21 protein-coding genes are annotated in these 22,271 nt (G+C 74.1%); 15 read left to right on the forward strand and 6 right to left on the reverse strand.

Translation table 11 applies throughout. From position 1 onward, the window contains the following. Positions 1 to 3 precede the first annotated feature (3 nt). The gene (locus tag ACQZ2A_RS07000) at positions 4 to 1,494 is read right to left on the reverse strand and encodes a long-chain-fatty-acid--CoA ligase (protein WP_430208810.1); all 1,491 of its coding nucleotides are present in this window, start codon (positions 1,492 to 1,494) and stop codon (positions 4 to 6) included. Positions 1,495 to 1,652: 158 nt separating this feature from the next. Here ACQZ2A_RS07000 and ACQZ2A_RS07005 point away from each other — a divergent pair, with 158 nt between their 5' ends. From ACQZ2A_RS07005 to ligA, 4 genes are all read left to right on the forward strand, one after another. Then, positions 1,653 to 2,687: a hypothetical protein gene (locus ACQZ2A_RS07005; protein ID WP_430208811.1), complete on the forward strand. Its 1,035-nt coding sequence runs from the start codon at positions 1,653 to 1,655 to the stop codon at positions 2,685 to 2,687. Positions 2,688 to 2,705: 18 nt separating this feature from the next. Continuing rightward, entirely contained in the window at positions 2,706 to 3,236 is a 531-nt protein-coding gene (locus ACQZ2A_RS07010; protein WP_430208814.1) for a DUF664 domain-containing protein, read from the forward strand. A gap of 164 nt (positions 3,237 to 3,400) precedes the next feature. Beyond that, positions 3,401 to 3,760 carry a hypothetical protein gene (locus ACQZ2A_RS07015; protein ID WP_430208816.1) on the forward strand — a complete coding sequence of 120 codons (360 nt, stop codon included), beginning with the start codon at positions 3,401 to 3,403 and terminating at the stop codon, positions 3,758 to 3,760. 51 nt (positions 3,761 to 3,811) lie between these two features. Then, positions 3,812 to 5,974: an NAD-dependent DNA ligase LigA gene (ligA, locus tag ACQZ2A_RS07020; protein WP_430208819.1), complete on the forward strand. Its 2,163-nt coding sequence runs from the start codon at positions 3,812 to 3,814 to the stop codon at positions 5,972 to 5,974. Positions 5,975 to 6,038: 64 nt separating this feature from the next. On the opposite strand, the gene ACQZ2A_RS07025 is transcribed toward ligA, so the two are convergent. Continuing rightward, positions 6,039 to 7,802, reverse strand: a complete 1,764-nt coding sequence (locus tag ACQZ2A_RS07025; RefSeq protein WP_430208821.1) for a hypothetical protein — start codon at positions 7,800 to 7,802, stop codon at positions 6,039 to 6,041. A gap of 163 nt (positions 7,803 to 7,965) precedes the next feature. Between ACQZ2A_RS07025 and ACQZ2A_RS07030 the strand changes: the two genes are divergently transcribed. Continuing rightward, positions 7,966 to 8,307 (forward strand): hypothetical protein, encoded by a 342-nt coding sequence (locus tag ACQZ2A_RS07030; protein ID WP_430208823.1) that lies wholly within the window; start codon positions 7,966 to 7,968, stop codon positions 8,305 to 8,307. A gap of 30 nt (positions 8,308 to 8,337) precedes the next feature. On the opposite strand, the gene ACQZ2A_RS07035 is transcribed toward ACQZ2A_RS07030, so the two are convergent. Then, positions 8,338 to 9,009: a trimeric intracellular cation channel family protein gene (locus ACQZ2A_RS07035; RefSeq protein ID WP_430208825.1), complete on the reverse strand. Its 672-nt coding sequence runs from the start codon at positions 9,007 to 9,009 to the stop codon at positions 8,338 to 8,340. A 34-nt stretch (positions 9,010 to 9,043) separates the two neighbouring features. On the opposite strand from ACQZ2A_RS07035, the gene ACQZ2A_RS07040 reads away from it, so the two are divergent. From ACQZ2A_RS07040 to gatB, 4 genes are read left to right on the forward strand one after another with little or no spacing between them, the layout of a single operon-like run. Further along, the gene (locus ACQZ2A_RS07040; protein WP_430208828.1) at positions 9,044 to 9,409 is read left to right on the forward strand and encodes a hypothetical protein; all 366 of its coding nucleotides are present in this window, start codon (positions 9,044 to 9,046) and stop codon (positions 9,407 to 9,409) included. Positions 9,410 to 9,464: 55 nt separating this feature from the next. Then, positions 9,465 to 9,761 carry an Asp-tRNA(Asn)/Glu-tRNA(Gln) amidotransferase subunit GatC gene (gatC, locus tag ACQZ2A_RS07045; protein ID WP_430208830.1) on the forward strand — a complete coding sequence of 99 codons (297 nt, stop codon included), beginning with the start codon at positions 9,465 to 9,467 and terminating at the stop codon, positions 9,759 to 9,761. Between the two features lie 8 nt (positions 9,762 to 9,769). After that, positions 9,770 to 11,287, forward strand: a complete 1,518-nt coding sequence (gatA, locus tag ACQZ2A_RS07050) for an Asp-tRNA(Asn)/Glu-tRNA(Gln) amidotransferase subunit GatA (RefSeq protein ID WP_430208832.1) — start codon at positions 9,770 to 9,772, stop codon at positions 11,285 to 11,287. Next, positions 11,284 to 12,810 carry an Asp-tRNA(Asn)/Glu-tRNA(Gln) amidotransferase subunit GatB gene (gatB, locus tag ACQZ2A_RS07055; RefSeq protein WP_430208835.1) on the forward strand — a complete coding sequence of 509 codons (1,527 nt, stop codon included), beginning with the start codon at positions 11,284 to 11,286 and terminating at the stop codon, positions 12,808 to 12,810. Before gatA ends, gatB begins: the two co-directional genes overlap by 4 nt. Here gatB and ACQZ2A_RS07060 read toward each other — a convergent pair. After that, positions 12,782 to 13,402, reverse strand: a complete 621-nt coding sequence (locus tag ACQZ2A_RS07060; RefSeq protein WP_430208836.1) for a histidine phosphatase family protein — start codon at positions 13,400 to 13,402, stop codon at positions 12,782 to 12,784. The two genes, gatB and ACQZ2A_RS07060, sit on opposite strands and share 29 nt — an antisense overlap. Before the next feature lie 122 nt (positions 13,403 to 13,524). On the opposite strand from ACQZ2A_RS07060, the gene ACQZ2A_RS07065 reads away from it, so the two are divergent. Beyond that, positions 13,525 to 14,055, forward strand: a complete 531-nt coding sequence (locus ACQZ2A_RS07065) for a SixA phosphatase family protein (protein WP_430208839.1) — start codon at positions 13,525 to 13,527, stop codon at positions 14,053 to 14,055. 9 nt (positions 14,056 to 14,064) lie between these two features. On the opposite strand, the gene ACQZ2A_RS07070 is transcribed toward ACQZ2A_RS07065, so the two are convergent. Together ACQZ2A_RS07070 and ACQZ2A_RS07075 are read right to left on the reverse strand one after the other, a co-directional pair. Beyond that, positions 14,065 to 15,048 carry an SDR family NAD(P)-dependent oxidoreductase gene (locus ACQZ2A_RS07070; RefSeq protein WP_430208841.1) on the reverse strand — a complete coding sequence of 328 codons (984 nt, stop codon included), beginning with the start codon at positions 15,046 to 15,048 and terminating at the stop codon, positions 14,065 to 14,067. After that, positions 15,048 to 15,536 carry a MarR family winged helix-turn-helix transcriptional regulator gene (locus ACQZ2A_RS07075; protein ID WP_430208843.1) on the reverse strand — a complete coding sequence of 163 codons (489 nt, stop codon included), beginning with the start codon at positions 15,534 to 15,536 and terminating at the stop codon, positions 15,048 to 15,050. The genes ACQZ2A_RS07070 and ACQZ2A_RS07075 overlap by 1 nt, the downstream gene beginning before the upstream one ends. A 56-nt stretch (positions 15,537 to 15,592) precedes the next feature. Here ACQZ2A_RS07075 and ACQZ2A_RS07080 point away from each other — a divergent pair, with 56 nt between their 5' ends. From ACQZ2A_RS07080 to ACQZ2A_RS07100, 5 genes are all read left to right on the forward strand, one after another. Further along, positions 15,593 to 17,653, forward strand: coding sequence for an MMPL family transporter (locus ACQZ2A_RS07080; protein ID WP_430208846.1), 2,061 nt, complete (start codon positions 15,593 to 15,595; stop codon positions 17,651 to 17,653). Further along, a complete protein-coding gene (locus ACQZ2A_RS07085; RefSeq protein ID WP_430208848.1) occupies positions 17,650 to 18,129 on the forward strand; it encodes a TspO/MBR family protein in 480 nt (159 codons plus the stop codon). Before ACQZ2A_RS07080 ends, ACQZ2A_RS07085 begins: the two co-directional genes overlap by 4 nt. Positions 18,130 to 18,195: 66 nt before the next feature. Then, entirely contained in the window at positions 18,196 to 19,896 is a 1,701-nt protein-coding gene (ilvD, locus tag ACQZ2A_RS07090) for a dihydroxy-acid dehydratase (protein WP_430208850.1), read from the forward strand. Continuing rightward, the gene (locus tag ACQZ2A_RS07095; protein ID WP_430208852.1) at positions 19,889 to 20,665 is read left to right on the forward strand and encodes an ABC transporter ATP-binding protein; all 777 of its coding nucleotides are present in this window, start codon (positions 19,889 to 19,891) and stop codon (positions 20,663 to 20,665) included. The genes ilvD and ACQZ2A_RS07095 overlap by 8 nt, the downstream gene beginning before the upstream one ends. Positions 20,666 to 20,678: 13 nt before the next feature. After that, the gene (locus tag ACQZ2A_RS07100; RefSeq protein ID WP_430208854.1) at positions 20,679 to 22,250 is read left to right on the forward strand and encodes a hypothetical protein; all 1,572 of its coding nucleotides are present in this window, start codon (positions 20,679 to 20,681) and stop codon (positions 22,248 to 22,250) included. Positions 22,251 to 22,271 lie beyond the last annotated feature (21 nt).

Raw genomic sequence — 22,271 nt, forward strand, 5'->3', positions numbered from 1 at the left:
GCGTCACTCCGCCGGCGCGTGGACCTCTCGGCGCAGGATCTTGCCGGTCGGACCCTTGGGGAGCGCGTCGACGACCCACACCGTGCGTGGGTACTTGTAGGCCGCGATCCGCTCCTTGGTGAACGCGATGATCTCGTCGGTGCTCGCCGTCGCGCCCTCGCGCAGCGCCACCGCCGCGCCGACCTGCTCGCCGTAGAGCTCGTCGGGGATGCCGACGACCGCGACCTCGAGGACGTCGGGGTGGGTGTAGATGACCTCCTCGACCTCGCGCGGGTACACGTTCATGCCGCCGCGCAGGATCATGTCCTTCTTGCGGTCGACGATCGTGAAGTACCCCTCGTCGTCCATCGTCGCGAGGTCGCCGGTGCGGAACCAGCCGTCGGGGATGGCCTCGGCGGTGGCCTCGGGCTTGTTCCAGTAGCCCTTCATGACGTTGTCGCCGCGGATGGCGATCTCGCCGACCTCGCCGACCGGAACCTCGTTGCCGTCGAGGTCGACGCACCGCATCTCGCAGCCGGGGATGGCCAGGCCGATGGTGCCGGGCTTGCGCTCCTTGTCGGGCATGTTGAAGCTCGCGACGGGGCTCGTCTCGGAGAGGCCGTAGCCCTCGAGGATGACGCAGCCGAACTTCTCCTCGAAGGAGCGCATCACCTCCAGCGGCATCGCGGACCCGCCACTGGCACAGGTGCGCAGGCTGCTCGCGTCCATGCCGTCCGAGCTCGGGTGGTTGAGGATCGCGGCGTACATCGTCGGCACGCCCTGCATGATCGTCACCCGCTCCTTCTCGATGACCTCGATGGCCGCCTGCGGGTCGAAGCGCGGGATGAGCGCGAGCGAGGCACCGGCGATGGTCGCGGCGTTGAGACCGACGACGAGGCCGAAGACGTGGAAGAGCGGGAGGCATCCCATGACGACGTCGTCCGAGGTCATCTCCTGGATGACCTTGGCGGAGCGCATCGCGTTGAGGTGGATGTTGCTGTGGGTCAGCTCGGCGCCCTTGGGCCGGCCGGTCGTGCCGGAGGTGTAGAGGATGATCGCCGTGTCGTCGTCCTCGCGGGCGTGCGGCTCGGCCAGCGGCTCGCCGCCCTCGAAGTCCTCCGGGCCCATCGCGCCGGTGCGCACGACCCTCGTGCCGCTGTTCTCGGCGCCCTTGGTGGCCTCCTCGACGAAGTCGGGCCACACGAAGGCGATCTTCGCGCCGGAGTCGGTGAAGAAGTAGTCGATCTCCCCGGCCTTGAGCAGCGGGTTCATCGGGACGACGATGCCGCCGGCGAGCAGGATGCCCCAGTACACGACGGGGAAGGCCGGCACGTTCGGGAGGATGACCGCCACCCGGTCGCCGGGCTGGATGCCGTTCTCGCGCAGGGTTCCCGCCACCTTGGCGGCCATCCCGTGCAGCTGCGCGTACGTGACCCCCTGGCCGTTGACCCGCAGGGCGTCCTTCTCGGGCAGCTCGGCGGCGGTCGTCGTGAGGTTCGTCGCGAGGTTGGTCATCGGTGCTCCTGGGGTCCGGCGTCGGTGACGGTCCGCCCCATCCTCATACGGAAGCGGTCCCCACCGCCAGAGGCTCGACGGATCGCCGCGAGCGCCGGACGTGCGTGCCGTACCCGTGCCACACTGCGCCGGGCAGCCGAGCGAACGGGGGAGTGGTCGTGGGACGCAGGTCGATGGTCCTCGCGGTGGTGTCGGCGGTGCTCGCCGCCGCGACGGTGGCGGGAACGGGTCCGGCCGCGGCGCAGCCGACCGCGGCGGCTCCCTCGGCGGGGTCGGAGTCCGGGGTGACGGCGGCCGCGGCCAGGGGGCCGAGGCTGGGCTGCGGGTTCGACCTCAGCGTGGCCTCCCCCTCGGGAGAGCTGGCCGCGCTCGGGTACGGCGACCCGTGGACCTCGACGTGGACGTCCGTCTACAGCCGCGGCAGGCTCGGGGTCACCGCCCTCGGGGACACGACGTCGTGGAGGACCCCGTCCTTCAACTACCGGCGGAGCCTGTCGGTGCGAGGGGGGACGCTCTGGCTCGACGACGCCCGGTTCCGCCACGACCAGAGCAGCGCCGACGCCCGGACGACGTCCCGTGCGGTGGCGTCCGGATGGGGCTCGGTGACCCGGATGGTCGACGTCTCCACGACGTCCGGGAGCTCGATCCGCAAGAACGGCTACCTGTACGCGCTGCGGCCCTCGCTCGGCGTGCTGGCCCGCTACCGGGTCACCGAGCCGGTCTTCGAGAGCGTGAAGGTGGCCCGGGCCGGTTCCCGGAGTGGCTACGGCAGGGTCCGGACGCTCGCCCTGGCCTTCACCCTCGAGCGCCCGGGGCGTCCTGTGTCCGACGTCCTCATCGCGACGACCAGCGCCGGCCGCCTGTACCTCATCGAGGTACCCCGGACCGCGACCTTCGCGCCCCGGCCCGTCCTCCTGCGGTCCTCGGGGTGGACGGTCGACGACCTCGCGGTGAGCGACTGCACCGGCGGTCCCGCCTCGCACCAGACCGTCATGAGCGTCAGCTCCGCGACGCACCGCGCGCGGCTGCACCACCTCGGGAGGGTCGACCTCACGGCGAAGGGTGCGGCGTCGACGTCGCTCGTCTCCCAGGGGGTCCTTCCCGGGCCGTGGCCGTTCGTGCGTGCCTCGTCCGAGGTGTATTGGGGCTTCTACCAGAGCCGCTGGGTGCGGTCGGGGTCCGTCCTGCCCTGAGGCCCTAGCCTCGAGCGGGTGATCACGACCGAGGTCTTCCTCCGGTACTGCGACGAGTCCCTCGACCAGTACGCCGCGATCTGCCGCGCGCTCGGCGACGACGGCGTCAACGCCCGGCTCCCCGAGCTGCCCGGGTCGAACAGCGCGTTCGCGCTCGTGACCCACGTCGCGGGGGTGATGGCGCGCTGGGGGCGGACGGTCAACCGCGGGATCGAGGTGCCTCGCGACCGGCCGGCGGAGTTCACCGCCACCGGGACGGTCGAGGAGGCGCTGGCGCTGCTGGCCGCCGCGCGCACGGGCCTCCACGAGGACGTGCTGGCGTGCGACCCGGGCGCACCCCCGCGCAACCCGCCACCCGACGAGCCGGACGCCTACGCGACGCAAGGCGACGTCCTGCTGCACGTCTACGAGGAGCTCGCGCAGCACCTGGGCCAGCTCGAGGTGACGCGCGACGTGCTCGGGGCGGAGCCCCGCCGGCGGGCAGGGGGCCGACGGGGCTCCGGGTCGAGTCCAGCCGACCCCGGGGACGCGGCGCGCGACGACGCCTGACGGGTGGCAGGCCCTGTACGTCCTCGGGGGCCGGCTGCTCAGGGAGGACGCTAGGGCCGCCGGGCGGGACGCGGACAGTGGCCGATGGTCCTACGACCACCCCTGACCAGGGCTAGGCTCGCGCTCGCGCGGGAGGGGCCCGCGCCTCTGAGGGGGGATCCACGGTGCTCGGTCTGTCCAACGCCCCGGGCCTGCTGCTGCAGCTCGTCCACGTCGTGCCGCCGCTCGTCGGCCTCGTGCTCGTGGCCCGGGTCCGCACCACCCGGCGCTGGCGCACCTGGGCCCTGCTGTCCTTCGGGCTCTCGTCCGGCCTGGCCCTGCTCTCGACCCTGCTGAGCGTGGCCGTCGTCTCCGGGTTCCGGCCCGGAGGGAGCTTCCAGCTGTACGGGATCCTGTCGGCGGGGCTCGGCCTGCTCTCGCTCGTGGCGGCCGGCCTCGGCGTCGCGGCGGTCGTCGCGGACCGGACCGACGACGCACCGGCGCCGGGTGCGCCACCCGTGCAGCCCTACCCGCCGGCGCGCTGAGCAGCGCGTCGGGGCGGGCCGGGCGTCGGTGGTCTGCGGCAGGATTGCCCCGTGAGCGCGACGCCGACCGACCCCGCAGTGCAGCAGCCCGCCGACACCGTCCCCGCCGACGTCCGGCACGAGTGGGAGACGCTCGCGGAGGAGGCGCTGGGCCACCAGTTCGCCTACCACGTCAAGGACGCGCCGACCGTCAGCGACGGCCAGTACGACACGCTGATGCGCCGGCTCAACGCCATCGAGGACGAGCACCCCTCGCTGCGCACCCCGGAGAGCCCGACCCAGCAGGTCGGTGGCGCGATCTTCTCCACCGAGTTCCAGGCCGTCGACCACCTCGAGCGGATGCTCAGCCTCGACAACGCCTTCTCCACCGACGAGATGCTGGAGTGGAACGCCCGGGTCACGCGCGACGCCGGCGGCGCCGCGCTGCACTACCTCTGCGAGCTGAAGATCGACGGGCTCGCCGTCAACCTCCTGTACGAGAAGGGCCGTCTCAGCCGGGCCCTGACCCGCGGTGACGGCCGCACCGGCGAGGACGTCACGCTCAACGTCCGCACGGTGCGCGGCATCCCCACCGAGCTCGCCGGCACGAAGGCCCACCCGGTGCCCGACCTCGTCGAGGTGCGCGGCGAGGTGTACTTCCCCATCGAGGCCTTCGGCGAGCTCAACGCGCAGCTCGTCGAGGCCGGCAAGCCGCCCTACGCCAACCCGCGCAACACCGCCGCGGGGTCGCTGCGGCAGAAGGACCCTCGCGTCACGGCGAGCCGCGAGCTGCGGATGCTCGTCCACGGCCTGGGCAAGCGCGAGGGCTTCGACCTCACCCGCCAGAGCGAGGCCTACGCCGCGCTCGAGGCCTGGGGCCTGCCGGTCTCCAGCCACTTCCGTGTGGTCGACACCATCGAGGAGGTCAACGCCTTCATCGCGCACACGGGCGAGCACCGGCACGACGTCGAGCACGAGATCGACGGCGTCGTCGTCAAGATCGACGAGATCTCGGTGCAGCGCCGGCTCGGCTCCACCTCGCGCGCGCCCCGCTGGGCCATCGCCTTCAAGTACCCGCCGGAGGAGGTCAACACGACGCTCCTCGACATCCAGGTCAACGTCGGCCGCACCGGCCGGGTCACGCCCTTCGGCGTCATGGAGCCGGTCGTCGTCGCGGGGTCCACCGTCGAGCGGGCCACGCTGCACAACGCCACCGAGGTCGTCCGCAAGGGCGTGCTCATCGGGGACACCGTCGTCCTGCGCAAGGCCGGCGACGTCATCCCCGAGATCCTCGGCCCGGTCGTCGACCTGCGGGACGGCACCGAGCGCGAGTTCGTCATGCCCACCGACTGCCCCGCGTGCGGCACCGCGCTGGCCCCCGAGAAGGAGGGCGACAAGGACATCCGCTGCCCGAACAGCCGGTCCTGTCCGGCCCAGCTGCGCGAGCGGCTGTCCAGCCTGGCCGGCCGCGGCGCCTTCGACATCGAGGCCCTGGGGTGGGAGGGCTCGGTGGCGCTGCTCGACTCCGGCGTCCTCGACGACCCCGAGCTCGGTGGCCCCAGCGAGGCGATGCTGTTCTCGCTCACCGCCGCCGACGTCGCCAAGGTCCCGCTCTACACGCGCGCCGCCAAGAAGACCGACCCTGCAGACGCCGTCGTCGACGGTCGCGTGCTGTCGGCGAACGGGCAGAAGCTCGTCGACAACCTCGGCCAGGCGAGGCAGCAGCCGCTGTGGCGCGTCCTGGTCGCCCTGTCGATCCGCCACGTCGGGCCCACCGCGGCGCGGGCGCTCGCGCAGCACCTCGGCTCCGTGCAGCGCATCCGCGAGGCGAGCCTCGAGGAGCTCGCCGGCGTCGAGGGCGTCGGTCCGGTCATCGCCGAGGCGGTCCGCGACTGGTTCGACCGCGAGGGCAACGACTGGCACGTGCGCATCGTCGAGCGCTGGGCGCAGGACGGCGTGCGGATGGAGGACGAGCGCGACGAGTCCGTCGAGCAGACCCTCGCCGGGCTCACCGTCGTCGTCACCGGCTCCCTGCCCGGGTACTCGCGCGACGAGACCAAGGAGGCGATCCTCGCCCGCGGCGGCAAGGCGAGCGGGTCGGTCTCGAAGAAGACCGACTACGTCGTCGTCGGCGAGAACGCCGGCTCCAAGGAGGACAAGGCCCGAGAGCTCGGGCTGACCATCCTCGACGAGGCCCAGTTCACCCGGCTCCTCGAGACCGGCTCGCCCGACTGACACGAGACGCCGGACGACCCGGCGGGCCTGGATCGGCGATGGCCCGCCGGGTCGCGTTCGGGGGTCAGGGCGCGCGGCGCGCCTCGACCGGGCGGGTGGTGATCGACGGAGCGCCGACCGACCCGGGTCCGCCGTCGGCGGTGTGCACGACCCGCACCTCCAGCGGCAGGTCGGACACGATGTCGAGGACGCCGACGAGCAGCCCCTCGCCGTGCTCGACCGCCTCGTCGAGGGCGCAGCAGTCGTCCATCGTCGCGTGACCCGCGGGCAGCTCCAGCTTCGCGAACGGCTTGGCGGGCACCACGTCCGGCTCGCGGCCGACGGTCTTGCCGTCGAGGACGAGCGGCGCGAACCGCTTCTCGAGCGTCGCGGGGCAGGTCGAGGGGTTGTCGATGAGCACCGCGGTCGCGTACCGGCCGGGCACGACGGCGCACGGGCCGCTCCGGTCGTCGTGCCCCGTCTCCTTCTCGTCCCTGCGCGTGCCGCAGACGACCTCGACGACGTAGTGGTACCGGCACCTCGGCACGACCACGCGGACCTTCTTGCTCGCGACGACCACGCCGTCGGCGACGACGTCGATCGTCCCCTCGAACTCCTGGTCCCGCTCGCCGCACGGCTTGGTGCCCACCCACACGACCTCGAAGGTCAGGACGTGGGTCTCGTCGCCGGCCAGCGGGCCGTACCCGCCTGCGGGAGTGATGCTCTCGACGAACTGCGCCGTGTCGCCGGTGGCCTCGAGGTGCACGTTGCCGGTGGCCTTGACGGCGGCGGCGATGAGCGCCGAGAGGGTGGTGACGATGCTCCCCGCGTCGATGCCGCTGACGTGGACGCCACCCGGGGTGGCCGCGGTGATGCGGGTCGCCTGGCCGGGGCTGCCCGCGCCGGGACAGGTCGTGTAGTCGCCGGCGTCGGCCTGCGGGTCGCCGTCGAGGGCGTCCGGTGCGCCGGTCGTCGTGCTCACGGCGACCACGGTGATCCCGGCGCCGACGAGGTCCGCCGTGGCCGAGGCCTCGGTGATCGCGGCGGGCAGGCCGGTGAGGTCGGTGCAGATCGGGTCGTGGCCCGGGGCGTCCCCGAACCACACGACGATGCGCTTGCTGTCGGGACGCCAGCCGATGGTCGGGTTCGTCGCGAGCTCGTGGAGGGCGTAGAGCTGCCCCTCGGAGGTGTCGCCGCCCTCGTCGGCCGACCACGCGCCGATCGCCAGGCCGGCGGCGGTGTGGTCGGTGCTCGGGGCGAGCTGGTGCTGGAATGCGTAGGAGTTGGTCCCGGGCACGGGGAAGTCGCGGTAGTTGCCGACGCCCCAGGCGACGTCGAAGGCGGCGAGCGCGGGGTCGCCGAGGATGGCCCCGGCGCCGGCCTTCACGGCCTCGATGACCGGTCCCATGCTGCCGGTGGTGTCGGCGAGGAGGTAGACGTCGGCCTTCGGGGTGGTGCCGTTGGGCGGGACCGTGACGGTGATCGTCTCGCGGTGCCGCTCGCACCGGTCGAGGCGCCAGTCGTTGCGGGCCGGCTCGATGCGCACGGGCTCCCGGGGGTGGGCCGGGACGCCGACCACGGACGGGTCGAAGACCGGGGTGAACGGGTCGTGGCCGAGCGCGGCGGTGAGGTCGGCGAGCGGGGTGAGCGTGCCGTCCTCGGCGAGGACCACGCTCACGACGGCGTTCGGGTGGTCGGGGGAGACCGCGTGGTAGGCGGTGAGCACGGCCCCGGAGGCGAGCCGCGCCTGCGCGGTGGCCGCCAGGCGTGCGTCGCTGCCGAGGGCCGGTGCGAGGTGGTCGCGCACGGCGGCGGGCAGGCTGGGGGTCTTCCTCTTCTTCGTGGGCATGACGGGTGTCGCTTCCGAGCGTGGCGGGCCGATCCCCAGTCCGTCTGGCCGCTCACCGGATGAGGAGCGGTCCCTGTTCGTGGTGATACCTCGCGGAGTTCCCGTGTAGCGTCTGGCCGACCGCGTGGGACCGCCCGCCGCGGACCACAGGAGGGCCTGCGTCGTGCTGTCCCAGGAGCTCCACCCCGAACGGGGTGTCGCGCTCGCCGGGCTCATCGGCCTCGCCCTGTTCGGCGGCATCCTGCTGCTCTTCCTCGTGCCGTACGTCCGTGGCGTCCTCGCCGGGCTGCGCACCGGCGACTGGTGGACACCGTTCGACCGCCGACCCGACGGCCGCTGGGGCGTCCTTGCGGACTCCCGCTTCTTCGCGCTCTTCCGGGCCCCGGACGCCGAGGGCCGCACCACCGGCGGCCTGGTCACGCGGTGGGTCGTCTGGACGGTCGTCGTCCTCGGCCTCGCGTACTACCCGGCGACGCTGGTCGCCCTGGTGGTCGGCGCGTTCTGAGCCGCTCGGCACATCCGGGCGGGCGCTCCGTCACTCGGTCGGGGTGCTCCGCAGCGCGCGCGGCGCGTTGAGGTCGAGGGCCACCGCCACGACCCGGATGACGAATACGAGCCCGACGCACAGCCACGCGGTGAGCGGCGAGAGCGCGCCGAGGTGGTGCAGCAGCACGACGAGCGCCGCTCCGGCGAGGGCGGGCACGGCGTAGAGCTCGCGCTGGAGCACCTCGGGCACCTGGCGGGCGAGCACGTCGCGCAGCACGCCGCCGCCCACGGCCGTGATGCCCCCGATGAGGGTCGCCGCGAGCGGGCCGGCCGACCGGTCGAGGGCCACGAGCGACCCGCTGACCGCGAACACCGCGAGCCCGGCGGCGTCGAGGAGACGGACGACGTGCGAGACCCGACGCCACCGCGCGTGCGGCCGTGCGGCGGAGGCGAGCTCCCACGTGCCGTGGAGGAGGAAGACCCCGAGACCGGCGGTCACCGCGGCCGCGAGCAGCCGCCAGTCGCTCACCGCCACCGGCGGGGTGATGCCGAGGAACAGGTCGCGGATGATGCCGCCGCCCAGCCCCGCGACCCACCCGAGCACGAGGATGCCGAAGAGGTCGAGCCCGCGCCGGACGGCCACGATGGCGCCGGAGAGGGCGAAGACGAGGACACCGACGACGTCGAGGACGGTCTGGAGCGACGCGGTGTCGGTGAGCACGGGTCGATTCTCGCAGCGGTAGGCTCCACGGCTCGTGGGGGACCAGACGATGCTGCGCGTGGCCCTCTGGGTCTTCCTCGTCGTCGTGTTCCTCGTCGCCGCGGGGCTCCTCGTCGGGTGCTGGTGGGTCATCGTGCGTCCCGTGGTGACCGAGGCCGTCCGGGCCCGCCGTGCGGGGGACTGGTGGCTCCCGTGGCTGCCCCGCGAGGACGGCGGCTGGGGGCCGCTGACCGCGAACCACTGGTGGTCGGCGATGCGGGCGGAGCAGCGGGGGAGCACGGCGGGTCTCGCCGTGCGCTGGGGCTTCTGGGTTCTCGAGGCCGTGGGCCTGACGTTCGGTCTCGGCTACGCGCTGTGGGGCCTGGCCCGCCTCCTCGTCCTGGGCGTCGGCGGGCTGTGACCGGCGGCCCGACCGCCGCGTGGGGCGCGGTCGGCACCCCCATAGACTGACCGCCATGGCCGACCTGACCCGCGACGACGTCGCCCACCTCGCCGGGCTCGCCCGCATCGACCTCTCGGACGCCGAGCTCGACCGGATGGTCGGCGAGCTCGCCGTCATCCTCGAGTCGGTGGCCACGGTCCAGCAGGCCCCCATCGCCGACGTCGAGCCGATGAGCCACCCGATGCCGCTCGTCAACGTCACCCGCCCCGACGTCGTGCGCCCGTCGCTGACCCCCGAGGAGGCGCTGTCCGGCGCCCCGGAGTCCGAGCAGCAGCGCTTCAGCGTCCCCCGCATCCTGGACGAGGAGTGAGTGCCCACGTGAGCACCGACCTGACCCGCGCCACCGCCGCCGAGCTCGCCGACCTCCTCGGCGCCGGCTCGGTCTCCTCCCGCGAGGTGACCCGCGCCCTCCTCGACCGCACCGCGGCCGTCGACGGCGCCGTGCACTCCTACCTCCACGTCGACGAGGACGGCGCGCTCGCCGCCGCCGACGACGTCGACCGCCGGCGCACGGCGGGGGAGAGCCTCCACGCGCTCGCCGGTGTGCCGATCGCCGTCAAGGACGTCATGGCCACCCGCGGCCTGCCGACCACGTGCGGCTCGCGCATCCTCGAGGGCTGGGTGCCCCCGTACGACGCCACGCTCGTGGCCCGGCTGCGCGCGGCCGGGATGCCGATCCTCGGCAAGACGAACATGGACGAGTTCGCGATGGGCTCCTCCACCGAGCACAGCGCGTACGGCCCGAGCCGCAACCCGTGGGACCTCGACCGGATCCCCGGCGGCTCCGGCGGCGGCTCGTCCTCGGTCGTGGCCTCGTTCCAGGCGCCGCTGGCCATCGGCACCGACACCGGCGGCTCGATCCGCCAGCCGGCGGCCGTCACCGGCACGGTCGGCACCAAGCCCACCTACGGCGGGGTCTCGCGCTACGGGCTCGTGGCCCTCGCCTCCTCGCTCGACCAGGCGGGCCCGTGCTCGCGCACCGTCCTCGACTCCGCGCTGCTCCACGAGGTCATCGCCGGGCACGACCCGCTCGACTCCACCTCGGTCGACGCGCCGGTGCCGCCGGTCGTCGAGGCCGCCCGCCGGGCCGACGTCTCCGGGATGCGCATCGGCATCGTCCGCGAGCTGACCGGCGAGGGCTTCCAGGCCGGCGTGCAGGCGCGCTTCGACGAGGCCGTCCAGCACCTCGTCGACGCCGGGGCCGAGGTCGTCGAGGTCTCCTGCCCCTCGTTCACCTACGCGCTCGCCGCGTACTACCTCATCCTCCCGAGCGAGGCGTCGAGCAACCTCGCGAAGTTCGACGCCATGCGCTACGGCCTGCGGGTCGCCCCCGACGGCCTCGACGCCCCCAGCGCCGAGCAGGTCATGGCGGCCACCCGCGACGCCGGCTTCGGCGACGAGGTCAAGCGCCGCATCATCCTGGGCACGTACGCCCTCTCCAGCGGCTACTACGACGCCTACTACGGGTCGGCGCAGAAGGTGCGGCGGCTCATCGCGAACGACTTCGCGTCCGCGTTCGAGACCGCCGACGTCCTCGTCAGCCCCACCGCGCCGACCACGGCGTTCCGCCTCGGGGACAAGCTCGACGACCCGATGGCCATGTACCTCAACGACATCGCCACCATCCCGGCCAACCTCGCGGGCATCCCCGGCCTGTCGCTGCCCAGCGGCCTCGCCGACGAGGACGGCCTGCCGGCCGGCTTCCAGGTGCTGGCCCCCGCGATGGCCGACGACCGTCTCTACTCGGTGGGTGCCGCCCTCGAGGCCCGGCTCGCCGCGGCCTGGGGAGGCCCCCTCCTGGACCGCGCCCCCGACCTCACGGAGGTGTCCCGATGACCGCCACGACCGGCGAGCCGACGCTCTCCTTCGACGAGGCGCTCGCGACCTTCGACCCCGTCATGGGGCTCGAGGTGCACGTCGAGCTCGGCACGAACACCAAGATGTTCTGTGGCTGCCCGACCGCCTTCGGCGCCGAGCCGAACACCCAGACCTGTCCCGTGTGCCTCGGCCTGCCGGGTGCGCTGCCCGTGGTGAACGCCGTCGCCGTCGAGTCGGCCATCCGGATCGGGTTGGCGCTCAACTGTTCCATCGCCGAGTGGTGCCGCTTCGCGCGGAAGAACTACTTCTACCCGGACATGCCGAAGAACTTCCAGACCTCGCAGTACGACGAGCCGATCGCCTTCGACGGGTACCTCGACGTCGAGCTCGAGGACGGCACCACGTACCGGGTCGAGATCGAGCGCGCCCACATGGAGGAGGACACCGGCAAGTCGCTGCACGTGGGCGGTGCGACCGGTCGCATCCACGGCGCCACGCACAGCCTGGTCGACTACAACCGCGCCGGCATCCCGCTCATCGAGATCGTCACCAAGCCGATGACGGGTGCGGGGGAGCGGGCGCCCGAGGTCGCGAAGGCGTACGTCGCGACGCTGCGCGACCTGCTCAAGGCGATGGACGTCTCCGACGTGAAGATGGAGCAGGGCTCGATGCGCTGCGACGTCAACCTCTCGCTGATGCGTAAGGACGCCGACGTCTTCGGCACGCGCACCGAGACCAAGAACGTCAACTCGCTGCGCTCGGTCGAGCGGGCCGTGCGCTACGAGATCGGCCGCCACGCAGCGGTTCTCACCGGTGGCGGCTCCATCACCCAGGAGACGCGGCACTGGCACGAGGACACCGGTATCACCACGTCGGGTCGCGTGAAGTCCGACGCCGAGGACTACCGGTACTTCCCCGAGCCCGACCTCGTCCCCGTCGCGCCGTCCCGCGAGAGCGTCGAGGCGCTGCGGGCCACGCTGCCCGAGCCGCCCGCGGCCCGGCGCAAGCGGCTGCAGGGCGAGTGGGGCTTCGCCGACCTCGAGATGCGCGACGTCGTGAACGCCGGGCTCGTCGAGCTGGTCGAGGAGACGGTCGCCGCCGGTGCCTCGCCGGCCGCGGCCCGCAAGTGGTGGTCCGGTGAGATCGCCCGGCGTGCGAACGCCGAGGGCGTCGACGTCCCGGCGTACGCGGCCTCGCTCGGCGTCACGCCGGCGCACGTCGTCGAGCTCGAGTCGCTCGTCACCGGTGGCCGGCTCAACGACTCGATGGCCCGGCAGGCGTGGGAGGGCGTCCTCGACGGCGAGGGCACCCCGACCGCCGTCGCCGACGCGCGCGGGCTCGAGCTCGTCCAGGACACCGGGGCCCTCGAGGCCGCGGTCGACGCGGTCATCGCGGCCAACCCGGACGTCGCCGACAAGATCCGCGACGGCAAGGTCCAGGCCGTCGGGGCGCTCATCGGGCAGGTCATGCGCGAGATGAAGGGCCAGGCCGACGCCGCCGCGGCCCGGCAGATCATCCTCGAGCGGCTCGGCCAGGCCTGAGCGTCGGGAGGCGGCGCCAGCCGTCCTCGTCGGACTCGAGCACGAGGTGCCCGCCCCCGGGCAGGACGAGGTCGTGCGCGCGCGCCCGCGGTGCCCCGACCAGCTCGGGGACGGTGGCCATCACCGCGCCGCCGTGCGAGACCACGAGCACCGTCTCGCCGCGGTGGGCGTCGGCCACCTCCTCCAGGACCGTCCGGACCCGTGCCACGACGTCGGCGATGCGCTCGCCGCCGGGGATCCGGGCCGAGTCGTCGCCGGCCACCCACGCCGCGAACACCGGCCCGATGCTGTCCGCCTCGTCGGCGTCGGTGCCGGCGATCGCCCCGACGCCGTACTCGCGCAGGCCTTCCCGCACGACGACGTCGACGCCGAGCACGCCGGCGGCGATCTCGGCGGTCTGCACGGCACGGGACAGCGGGCTGCACCAGACCCGCGCGACGTTCTCGTCGCGCAGCGCCTCCCCGAGCGCGCGCGCCTGCTGCCGCCCGACGACGGTGAGGCATCCGCCGTCGTCGGTGGTCAGGCCGGTCTCGTACTCGGCCTCACCGTGGCGGGCGAGGACGACCCGCGCGGGACAGTGCAGGTCAGCCACGGTGCCCGCCTCTCCGTCGTCCTCGTCGGGGTCCCAGCGAACCACGTCGGCCCCGGGTCCGGCGAGGTCCGGTGCGTCACGGCCGGGATGACCGGGGGATCGGCAGGGTGGATGATCGGGGCATGACCCGCGCAGCCCGAGACCGGACCCTGATCCTCCTGCGGCACGCGAAGGCCGAGCAGACCCTCGGGATGCCCGACCACGACCGCGAGCTGACCAAGCGTGGGCGCCGGGACGCCGCGGCGGCCGGCCGCTGGCTGCACGAGCACGGCATCGGGGTCGACGAGGTGCTGTGCAGCACGGCGGAGCGGACCCGCCAGACCTGCGAGGAGGTCTGGCGCGCCGGCTGCCCCGAGGCCGACGTCCACCACGACCGCCGCATCTACAACGCCTCCGCCGAGGCGCTGCTCGCCGTCGTGCGCGAGGCGGACGACGACGCCGACGTCGTGATGCTCGTGGGTCACGCGCCCGGCGTGCCGGCGCTCACCGAGTTGCTCGCCGACGGCGAGGGCAGCACCGAGGGCCACCACGCGCTCGCGCAGGGCTTCCCCACGTGCGGCCTGGCCGTCCTGCACTACGCGGGGCGGTGGGCCGACCTCGAGGTCGGGGACGCCTCGCTCGAGCGCTTCCACGTGGCCCGCGACGAGGCCTGAGCTGCCCGCTCAGGGCTCCAGGCCGGTGGCGCCGGCCACCCACGCCCAGTAGCGCACGCGGTCGGCGAGGGCCGGTGCGGTGGAGGGCAGCACGCTCGTGGGCCGGGGACGGCGGTCGTGCCAGAAGCGGCCCGGCTGGGGCGCCGGCTCGGCCGCGACCACCCACACCGTGGTGTCCGCCCCCGCGGCGTCCGAGCGCAGGACCGGGCGCAGCGCCTTCGAGAACGCCGGCAGCGACGTGTCGAGCCCCGGTGTGCGCGCCCACCCGGGATGGGTGGCGTGCACGGTGACGCCCCGGGGCGCCCACCGCTCGGACAGCACGGGCAGCAGCTCGACCTGGCCGCGCTTGCTACGGGCGTAGGCGACCGAGCCGCTGGACCGCTCGTGGCGGTACTCGGGGTCGTCGGCCGGCAGGGCCTGCGTGTACATGCCACCGGACGTGACCAGCACGACCCGGCCGGCGTCCGCGGCCAGCGACGGCAGCAGCAGCTCGGTCATCAGGACGGGCCCGAGGACGTGCAGGGCCTGGGTCAGCTCGTGGCCCTGCGCCGACTCGGTGCGCTCGGCCGGCAGCGCGCCGGCGTTGTGGACCAGGCCCCGCAGCGGCAGGTCGGCGGCGAGGAAGCGGCCCGCGAAGGTGCGGACGGAGTCGAGGTCGGAGGTGTCGCACCACCACACGCGGGCGGCACCCTCGCGGCCGACGGCGGCGTCCACCTCGGCCGCCACCGTCTCGCCCCGGGCGGTGTCGCGGACGACGAGGTGCACGGTGGCGCCGAGGGCGGCGAGGTCGAGGGCGGTCCGCCGGCCGAGGCCCGAGGTGGCGCCGGTGACGGCCACGTGCCGCCCGGCGAGCGCGCCGGGCCGGGGGTCGGCCGGCCAGCCGGGGAGCCGTCGGCGCACGCCGAGCCCCAGGGCGGTGAAGCCGGGCACGACGGTGCGGTCGAGGGCGACGTCGACGACGCGCGAGAGCGCATGGGGGAGAGGGGCGCCCATCACATCAGGGCCTTCATCGCGTCGGTGGCACCCCGGAGGAAGGTCTCGACGACCACGCGGTCCTCGGGGGAGAGGCGGGCATCGACCGCGGCCAGGCCGGCGAACATCGGAGCGAGACGCCCGATGACCTCACGGCGCCCGGACTCCGTGATGACGACCTCGGTGCGGCGGCGGTCCTCGGCGTGCGGGCGACGCTCGACGTGGCCGCGCGCGGCGAGCCGGTCGACGACGCCGGACGAGGCGGCCGAGGTGACCCCGAGGACTCGCGCGAGCTCGACGGGACCCATCGGGTGCTCGAAGAGGTGGCGCAGCGAGTGCAGCTCGGAGGTGGAGAGCCCGGCGCGCCGGGCGACCTCGTGCGGCACCTGGGCCGCGACGTCGACGAGCTCCTGGAGCGCGTCGAGCGTCGCCGAGTTCTGGAACTGGGGCACGACGTCGGCCATGACGCGACTTGCGTGGTCCGGGTGCTGGTCCGTAATATCGCTCACCTACTTAGTAATCAGGTGAATCACCTGATACCACAACCTTATCAAGGAGGATGACGGTGGGACGGATCGCCGACATGGTCACGCGTCGTTGGGTCGCCGGGCTGCTCGCCCTCGCGGCCCTGCTCGGGGCCGGGGCGCTCATCGGCGTCGTCGGGCAGGCCGAGAAGCCGGACGGCACCCTGACCGCCCTGCCGCTCGACTCCGACAGCCGCGCCGCCGCCGAGCTGCGGCAGGCGCTGCCCGAGGCCGACGGCTCCGCCGCGGTCGTCCTGTTCGCCCGCGACGGCAAGCTCACCGAGGCCGACACCGCGGCCGTCGAGAAGGCGGCCCGCTCCCTGCCCGGCGCCCAGGGAATCCCGCCGCAGGTGAGTGAGGACGGCACCGCAGCCGTGGTCGTGGTCCCGGTCGCGTCCGGCGACGCCACGCGCACCGCCGACCTCGTCGCCGAGATCCGCAGCGCGGCCAAGGCCGGTCTGCCGGACGGCCTCACGGCCCAGGTCACCGGCCCGGCCGCCATCCAGGCCGACCTCGCCGGCGTCTTCGACGGCGCGAACACCCGGCTGCTCCTCGCGACCGCGAGCGTCGTCGCCCTGCTCCTCGTCATCACCTACCGCAGCCCGGTCCTCTGGCTCGTGCCGCTGACCGTCGTCGGCATCGCCGACCAGCTCGCCGCCGTCGCCGCGACCCGCACGCTCGCGCTCTTCGACGTCGCATGGGACGAGTCGACGGTCGGCATCCTCTCGGTCCTCGTCTTCGGTGCCGGCACCGACTACGCGCTGCTGCTCATCTCCCGGTACCGCGACGAGCTGCGCACGACCGAGGACCGCCGTGCCGCGATGGCGCACGCCCTGCGCCGCACCACCGAGGCCGTCGTCTCGAGCGCCTCGACCGTCGTCCTCGGCCTGCTCACTCTCCTGCTGTCGGCGTTCCCGGCGACCCGCGGCCTCGGGCTCGCCTGCGCCGTGGGTGTCGTCGTCGCCGCGATCTTCGCCCTCGTCGTGCTGCCCGCCGCCCTCGTGGTCTTCGGGCGCTGGGTCTTCTGGCCCAAGGTGCCGCACGTCGGGTCGGCCGGTCTCGCGGACGCCCGCTCGCCGTGGCGCCGCGTCGGTGACGCCGTGGCCCGCCGCCCCGTCGCCGTCGCCGCCGTCGTGCTCGTCGCGCTGGGGGTCGCGGCCGGTGGCATCACCCAGATCAAGGCCGGCCTCTCGACCGCCGACCAGTTCCTCGACACCCCCGAGTCCATCACCGCCTCGCAGCGCTACGGCGAGTCCTTCCCCGCCGGCTCGGTCGACCCCGTCGTCGTGATGACCCGGGGTGACGAGGCCGCCGGGAAGGCCCTGGCCGAGAAGGTGTCCGCCGTGGATGGCGTCGAGTCCGCCCGGGTGGCCGCGAGCGGGGGAGGTGTGGTCGAGGTCGACGCCGTCCTCGCCGGCGACCCCGGCTCGGACGAGGTGCGCGACAACGTCGTGGCGCTGCGCGAGGCCCTCGCCGACAGCCGGGACACCCACGTCGGCGGCACGGAGGCCGAGGCGGTCGACACCGCCGACGCCTCGAACCGCGACCGCGCGCTCATCCTGCCGCTGATCCTCGGGCTGGTCGTGCTCGCCCTCGGCGGGCTGCTGCGCAGCGTCGTCGCGCCGGTCGTGCTCGTCGCGACCGTCGTCGGTACCTACCTCGCGAGCCTCGGCGCCAGCTGGGTGCTCTTCACGCAGCTCCTCGGTTTCGAGCGGCTCGACGAGGGGGTGCCGCTGCTGGCCTTCGTCTTCCTCGTCGCGCTCGGCGTCGACTACAACATCTTCCTCGTCACCCGCGCCGCCGAGGAGTCCCGCGGCCACGGCCCGCGCGAGGGGATGCTCCGCGCGCTGGCCGCGACCGGCGGCGTCATCACGAGCGCGGGCGTCCTGCTCGCGGCGGTGTTCGCCGTCCTCGGCGTGCTCCCGCTCGTGGTGCTCGCCCAGCTCGGCGTGATCATCTGCGTCGGTGTGCTCCTCGACACCCTCGTCGTCCGGACCCTGCTCGTGCCGGCCCTGGCCGTGAAGCTCGGCGACCGGTTCTGGTGGCCGCGGAAGGTCGGGGCGCCCGCGGCGGCGGAGGAGCGCGCCCGGGTGGACGCGTGAGCGCCCGCGTCGCGCTCGCCGCGGCCGTCGTCGTCCTCGTCGCGGTGTACGCGGTGCTCTCCCAGCGGTGGGTCTCCGCCGATCCGGGCTGGTACGACGCGCTGCCGAAGCCGGCGTGGCAGCCGCCGCCGTGGGTGTTCGGGGTGGCCTGGCCGCTCAACTTCCTCGCGCTGCTCGTCGGCGGCATCGCGATCGCCTGGACCCGCCCGAGCGGCGACGCGCTCCGGTTCCTCGCGGTGCTCGCCGTCTCGGTCGTCCTCGCCCTCGGGTGGGCGCACGAGTTCTACGTGCCCCACGAGCTGGGGCGGGCGGCCGTGGCCCTCGTCGTCGCGGCAGCGCTCACCTGGGCGCTCGTGCTCGTGGCCGGCTCCTCACTGGCCTGGGCGGGGTGGGTCCTCGTGCCCTACGCGCTGTGGATGACCGTCGCCACGTCGCTCTCGGTCGGCTACTGGCGGCTCGTGCCCGCGGGCGGCTGAGGGTCGGCGTGGCCGGTCGTCGGGACACCCCGGCGGGCGGGGCCCGACGAACCTAGGATGACCGGCATGACGAGCACCCCGGACATCAAGCCCCGCAGCCGCGACGTCACCGACGGACTCGAGAAGACCGCCGCCCGGGGCATGCTCCGGGCCGTCGGGCTCGGGGACGACGACTTCGCCAAGCCGCAGGTCGGGGTCGCGAGCTCGTGGAACGAGATCACGCCCTGCAACCTCTCCCTCGACCGCCTCGCGCAGGCCGTCAAGGACGGCGTCCACGCGGGCGGCGGGTACCCGCTCGAGTTCGGCACCATCTCGGTCTCCGACGGCATCTCGATGGGACACGAGGGGATGCACTTCTCGCTCGTCAGCCGTGAGGTCATCGCCGACTCGGTCGAGACGGTGATGAACGCCGAGCGGCTCGACGGCTCGGTGCTGCTGGCCGGCTGCGACAAGTCGCTGCCGGGGATGCTGATGGCCGCCGCGCGCCTCGACCTGTCCTCGGTCTTCCTCTACGCCGGCTCGATCCTGCCGGGCATCGCGAAGCTCTCCGACGGCACCGAGAAGACGGTGACGATCATCGACGCCTTCGAGGCCGTGGGCGCCTGTGCCCGTGGGCTGATGAGCCGCGAGGACGTCGACGCCATCGAGCGCGCCATCTGCCCGGGCGAGGGCGCGTGCGGCGGCATGTACACGGCGAACACGATGGCCTCCGTCGCCGAGGCGATCGGGATGTCGCTCCCGGGCTCGGCGGCCCCGCCGGCCACCGACCGCCGCCGCGACGGGTTCGCGCGCAAGAGCGGCGAGGCCGTCGTCGAGCTGCTGCGCCGCGGCATCACGGCCCGCGACATCATGACCAAGGAGGCGTTCGAGAACGCCATCGCCGTCGTCATGGCCTTCGGCGGCTCGACCAATGCCGTGCTCCACCTCCTGGCCATCGCGCACGAGGCCGACGTCGACCTCACCCTCGAGGACTTCCGCCGCGTCGGCGCGAAGGTGCCGCACCTGGCCGACGTCAAGCCCTTCGGCTCCTACGTGATGACCGACGTCGACCGCGTCGGTGGCGTGCCGGTCGTCATGCGCGCTCTGCTCGACGCCGGTCTGCTGCACGGGGACTGCCTCACCGTCACCGGCCGCACGATGGCCGAGAACCTCGCCGACATCGCGCCGCCGGACGTCGACGGCAAGGTCGTCCGGGCGATGTCCGAGCCGATCCACCGCACCGGCGGCATCACCATCCTCACCGGCTCGCTCGCGCCCGAGGGGGCGGTCGTGAAGTCGGCCGGCTTCGACTCCGACGTCTTCGAAGGCACCGCGCGCGTCTTCGACGGCGAGCGGGCCGCGATGGACTCCGTCGAGGACGGCACGCTCGCCGCCGGCGACGTCGTCGTCATCCGCTACGAGGGTCCCAAGGGCGGCCCGGGGATGCGCGAGATGCTCGCGGTCACGGGCGCCATCAAGGGCGCCGGCCTCGGCAAGGACGTCCTCCTGCTCACCGACGGCCGCTTCTCCGGAGGCACGACCGGCCTGTGCGTCGGGCACGTCGCGCCCGAGGCCGTCGACGAGGGGCCCATCGCCTTCGTCCGCGACGGCGACCGCATCCGCCTCGACGTCGCGGCCGGCACCCTCGACCTCCTGGTCGAGGACGCCGAGCTCGAGCGCCGCCGCGCCGAGGGCGTCACGCACCCGGAGCCGAAGTACACCCGCGGCGTCCTCGCCAAGTACCGCAAGCTCGTGCAGAGCGCCAGCACGGGGGCCGTGTGTGACTGACGCCGCCCGGGGGGAGGGGCCGGCCCTCGAGCTGGTCGGCCTCGTGAAGGAGTTCCGCGGCCGCCGCGTCGTGCACGGCCTCTCGCTGACCGTGCCGCGCGGCTCGCTGTTCGGCATCGTCGGGCCGAACGGCGCCGGCAAGACGACGACGCTGTCGATGGCCACCGGCCTGCTCCGGCCCGACGGCGGCACCGCCCGGGTGCTCGGGCACGACGTGTGGGCCGACCCCGCCGCCGCGAAGGCGGTCATGGGCGTCTCGCCCGACGGGCTGCGCCTCTTCGAGCAGCTGTCGGGCCGCGAGCTGCTGCACTACGTCGGCGACCTGCGCCGGATGCCGGTGCAGGAGAGCCGGGCCCGCGCCGAGGAGCTGCTGGCCGTGCTCGACCTCGCGTCCGACGCGAACACCGTCGTCGCCGACTACAGCGCCGGCATGGTCAAGAAGATCAGCCTGGCGGCGGCGCTCATCCACGCCCCGCGCCTCCTCGTGCTCGACGAGCCGTTCGAGGCCGTCGACCCCGTCTCCGGGCAGGCGATCCGCACCATCCTGCGGCGGTACGTCGCCACCGGGGGCACGGTCGTGATGTCGAGCCACGTCATGGAGCTCGTCGAGGGCCTCTGCGACCGGGTCGCCGTCGTGGCCGGAGGGCGCGTGCTCGCCGACGACACCATCGCGGCGCTCACCGCGGGTGGCTCGCTCCACGCCCGCTTCCTCGAGCTCGTCGGCGCCGGCGAGGTCGGCGACGGCGGCCTCACCTGGCTCGGCGGATGAGCGGCGCGCGCCCGTGACCCTGCTCGTCGTGCGGCTCCGGTTCACCATGTGGCGCACCGCGATGACGCGCAGCACGCTGCACCTCACCTCGTCGGTGGTGGGGGGACTGGTCGCGCTCGGTGTCGTCGTGGTGCTGGGACCCTCCATCGCCCTGCTCGCGGCGCGACCCCTGCGCCTCACCGCGCTGACGGTCCCCCTCTTCGCGACGGCCACCCTGATGTGGGTGGTGCTCAGCCTCGTCGCGACCGGCGTCGACAACGTGCTCGACCCGGCCCGCTTCTCGGTGTTGCCACTGCGCGCCCGCGAGCTGGCCCGCGGCCTGCTCGCCGCCGCCTACACCGGGATCCCGGCGATGATGTTCGTCCTGCTCGCCCTGGCGCAGGTGGTCGCGTGGGCGGGCCACCCTGCCGCGTTGCCGGCCGCCCTGCTGGCCGCGGTGCTCGGGACGCTCACGGCGGTCCTGGGATCGCGGGCGGTGACCAGCGCCCTCGCCCGGGTCATGGGCAGCCGCGGAGGACGGCTGGTCGGGGCGGTCGTGGTGTCGCTGGTGACCCTGCTGCCGCTCGTGCTGAACCTCGCGCTCAGCACCGGCGCGGTCGGCACCGACCTGCGCGCCTTCGACGCCGGAGCCTCGGCCCGCGTCGCGTCGTGGACCCCGCTGGGCTGGTCGTGGGGCCTGCCCTACGACGTCGCCACGGGGCACTGGGGCCGCGCGGTGCTGCACCTCGTCCTGGCCGTCGCCCTCGTCGCGCTGCTCTGGGAGGTCTGGGTGCGCCAGCTCGGCCGCACCCTCACCTCGCCGATGACGTCCGGAGGTGGGCACCGCATCGGACGCGCCCGGCTGCTGCCGGCCGTGCTGGGGCACGGCCCGACCGCGACGATCGCCGCCCGCCGCATCCGGGCCTGGTACCGGGACAGCCGGCTCGTGAGCATCGCCCTGCGCACCGCCGTCCTGCCGGTCTTCTTCGTCGTGCAGTCGGCCCTCACGGGCGCCGGGGCGTTCGCCGGCACGGGGGTGGTCACGCTCGCGGTGTTCGCCGGCCTGACCCTGATGAACGACCTGGCCTTCGACGGGCCCGCGTGGTGGGTCCACGTCAGCACCGGCGTGCGCGGGTGGCAGGACCGGCTGGGTCGCGCCCTGGCCTCCACCATCGTCTTCGGGCCGGTGCTCGTCGTCACCTTCGTGGTGTCGGCGTCCCTCGGGCTGCTGACCGCCGTCGTCCCGTGGGCCTCGGTCGCGCTCGCGGCCTTCCTGGCCAGCCTCGGGCTCGCCGTGGGGGTCGGGGCCGTGCTGCCGGGCACCGCGCCGCGCACCGGCGGCAACCCGTTCGCGGCGTCGTCCGGCGGTGCGGCACAGGGCTGCCTGACCGCGCTCATCTCGTTCGTCGGCCCGCTCGTCCTCGTCCTGCCCGTCGGGGTGGCCGCAGCGCTCACCGCGGGCAGCCCGGTGGGGCGGTGGGTCGTGCTCGTCGTCGCGGCCGTCTACGGGGCGGGCCTGCTCGCCGCCGGCGTGGTGCTGGGCGGGCGCCGGCTCGACGCCCGCGCGCCGGAGATGCTCGGCCGGCTCGCCCACGCCCAGATCTGAGGTCCGGATGCCCCGACGACG

The sequence above is a fragment of the Phycicoccus avicenniae genome, from assembly GCF_050496545.1.
Lineage (GTDB): Bacteria > Actinomycetota > Actinomycetes > Actinomycetales > Dermatophilaceae > Phycicoccus > Phycicoccus avicenniae_A.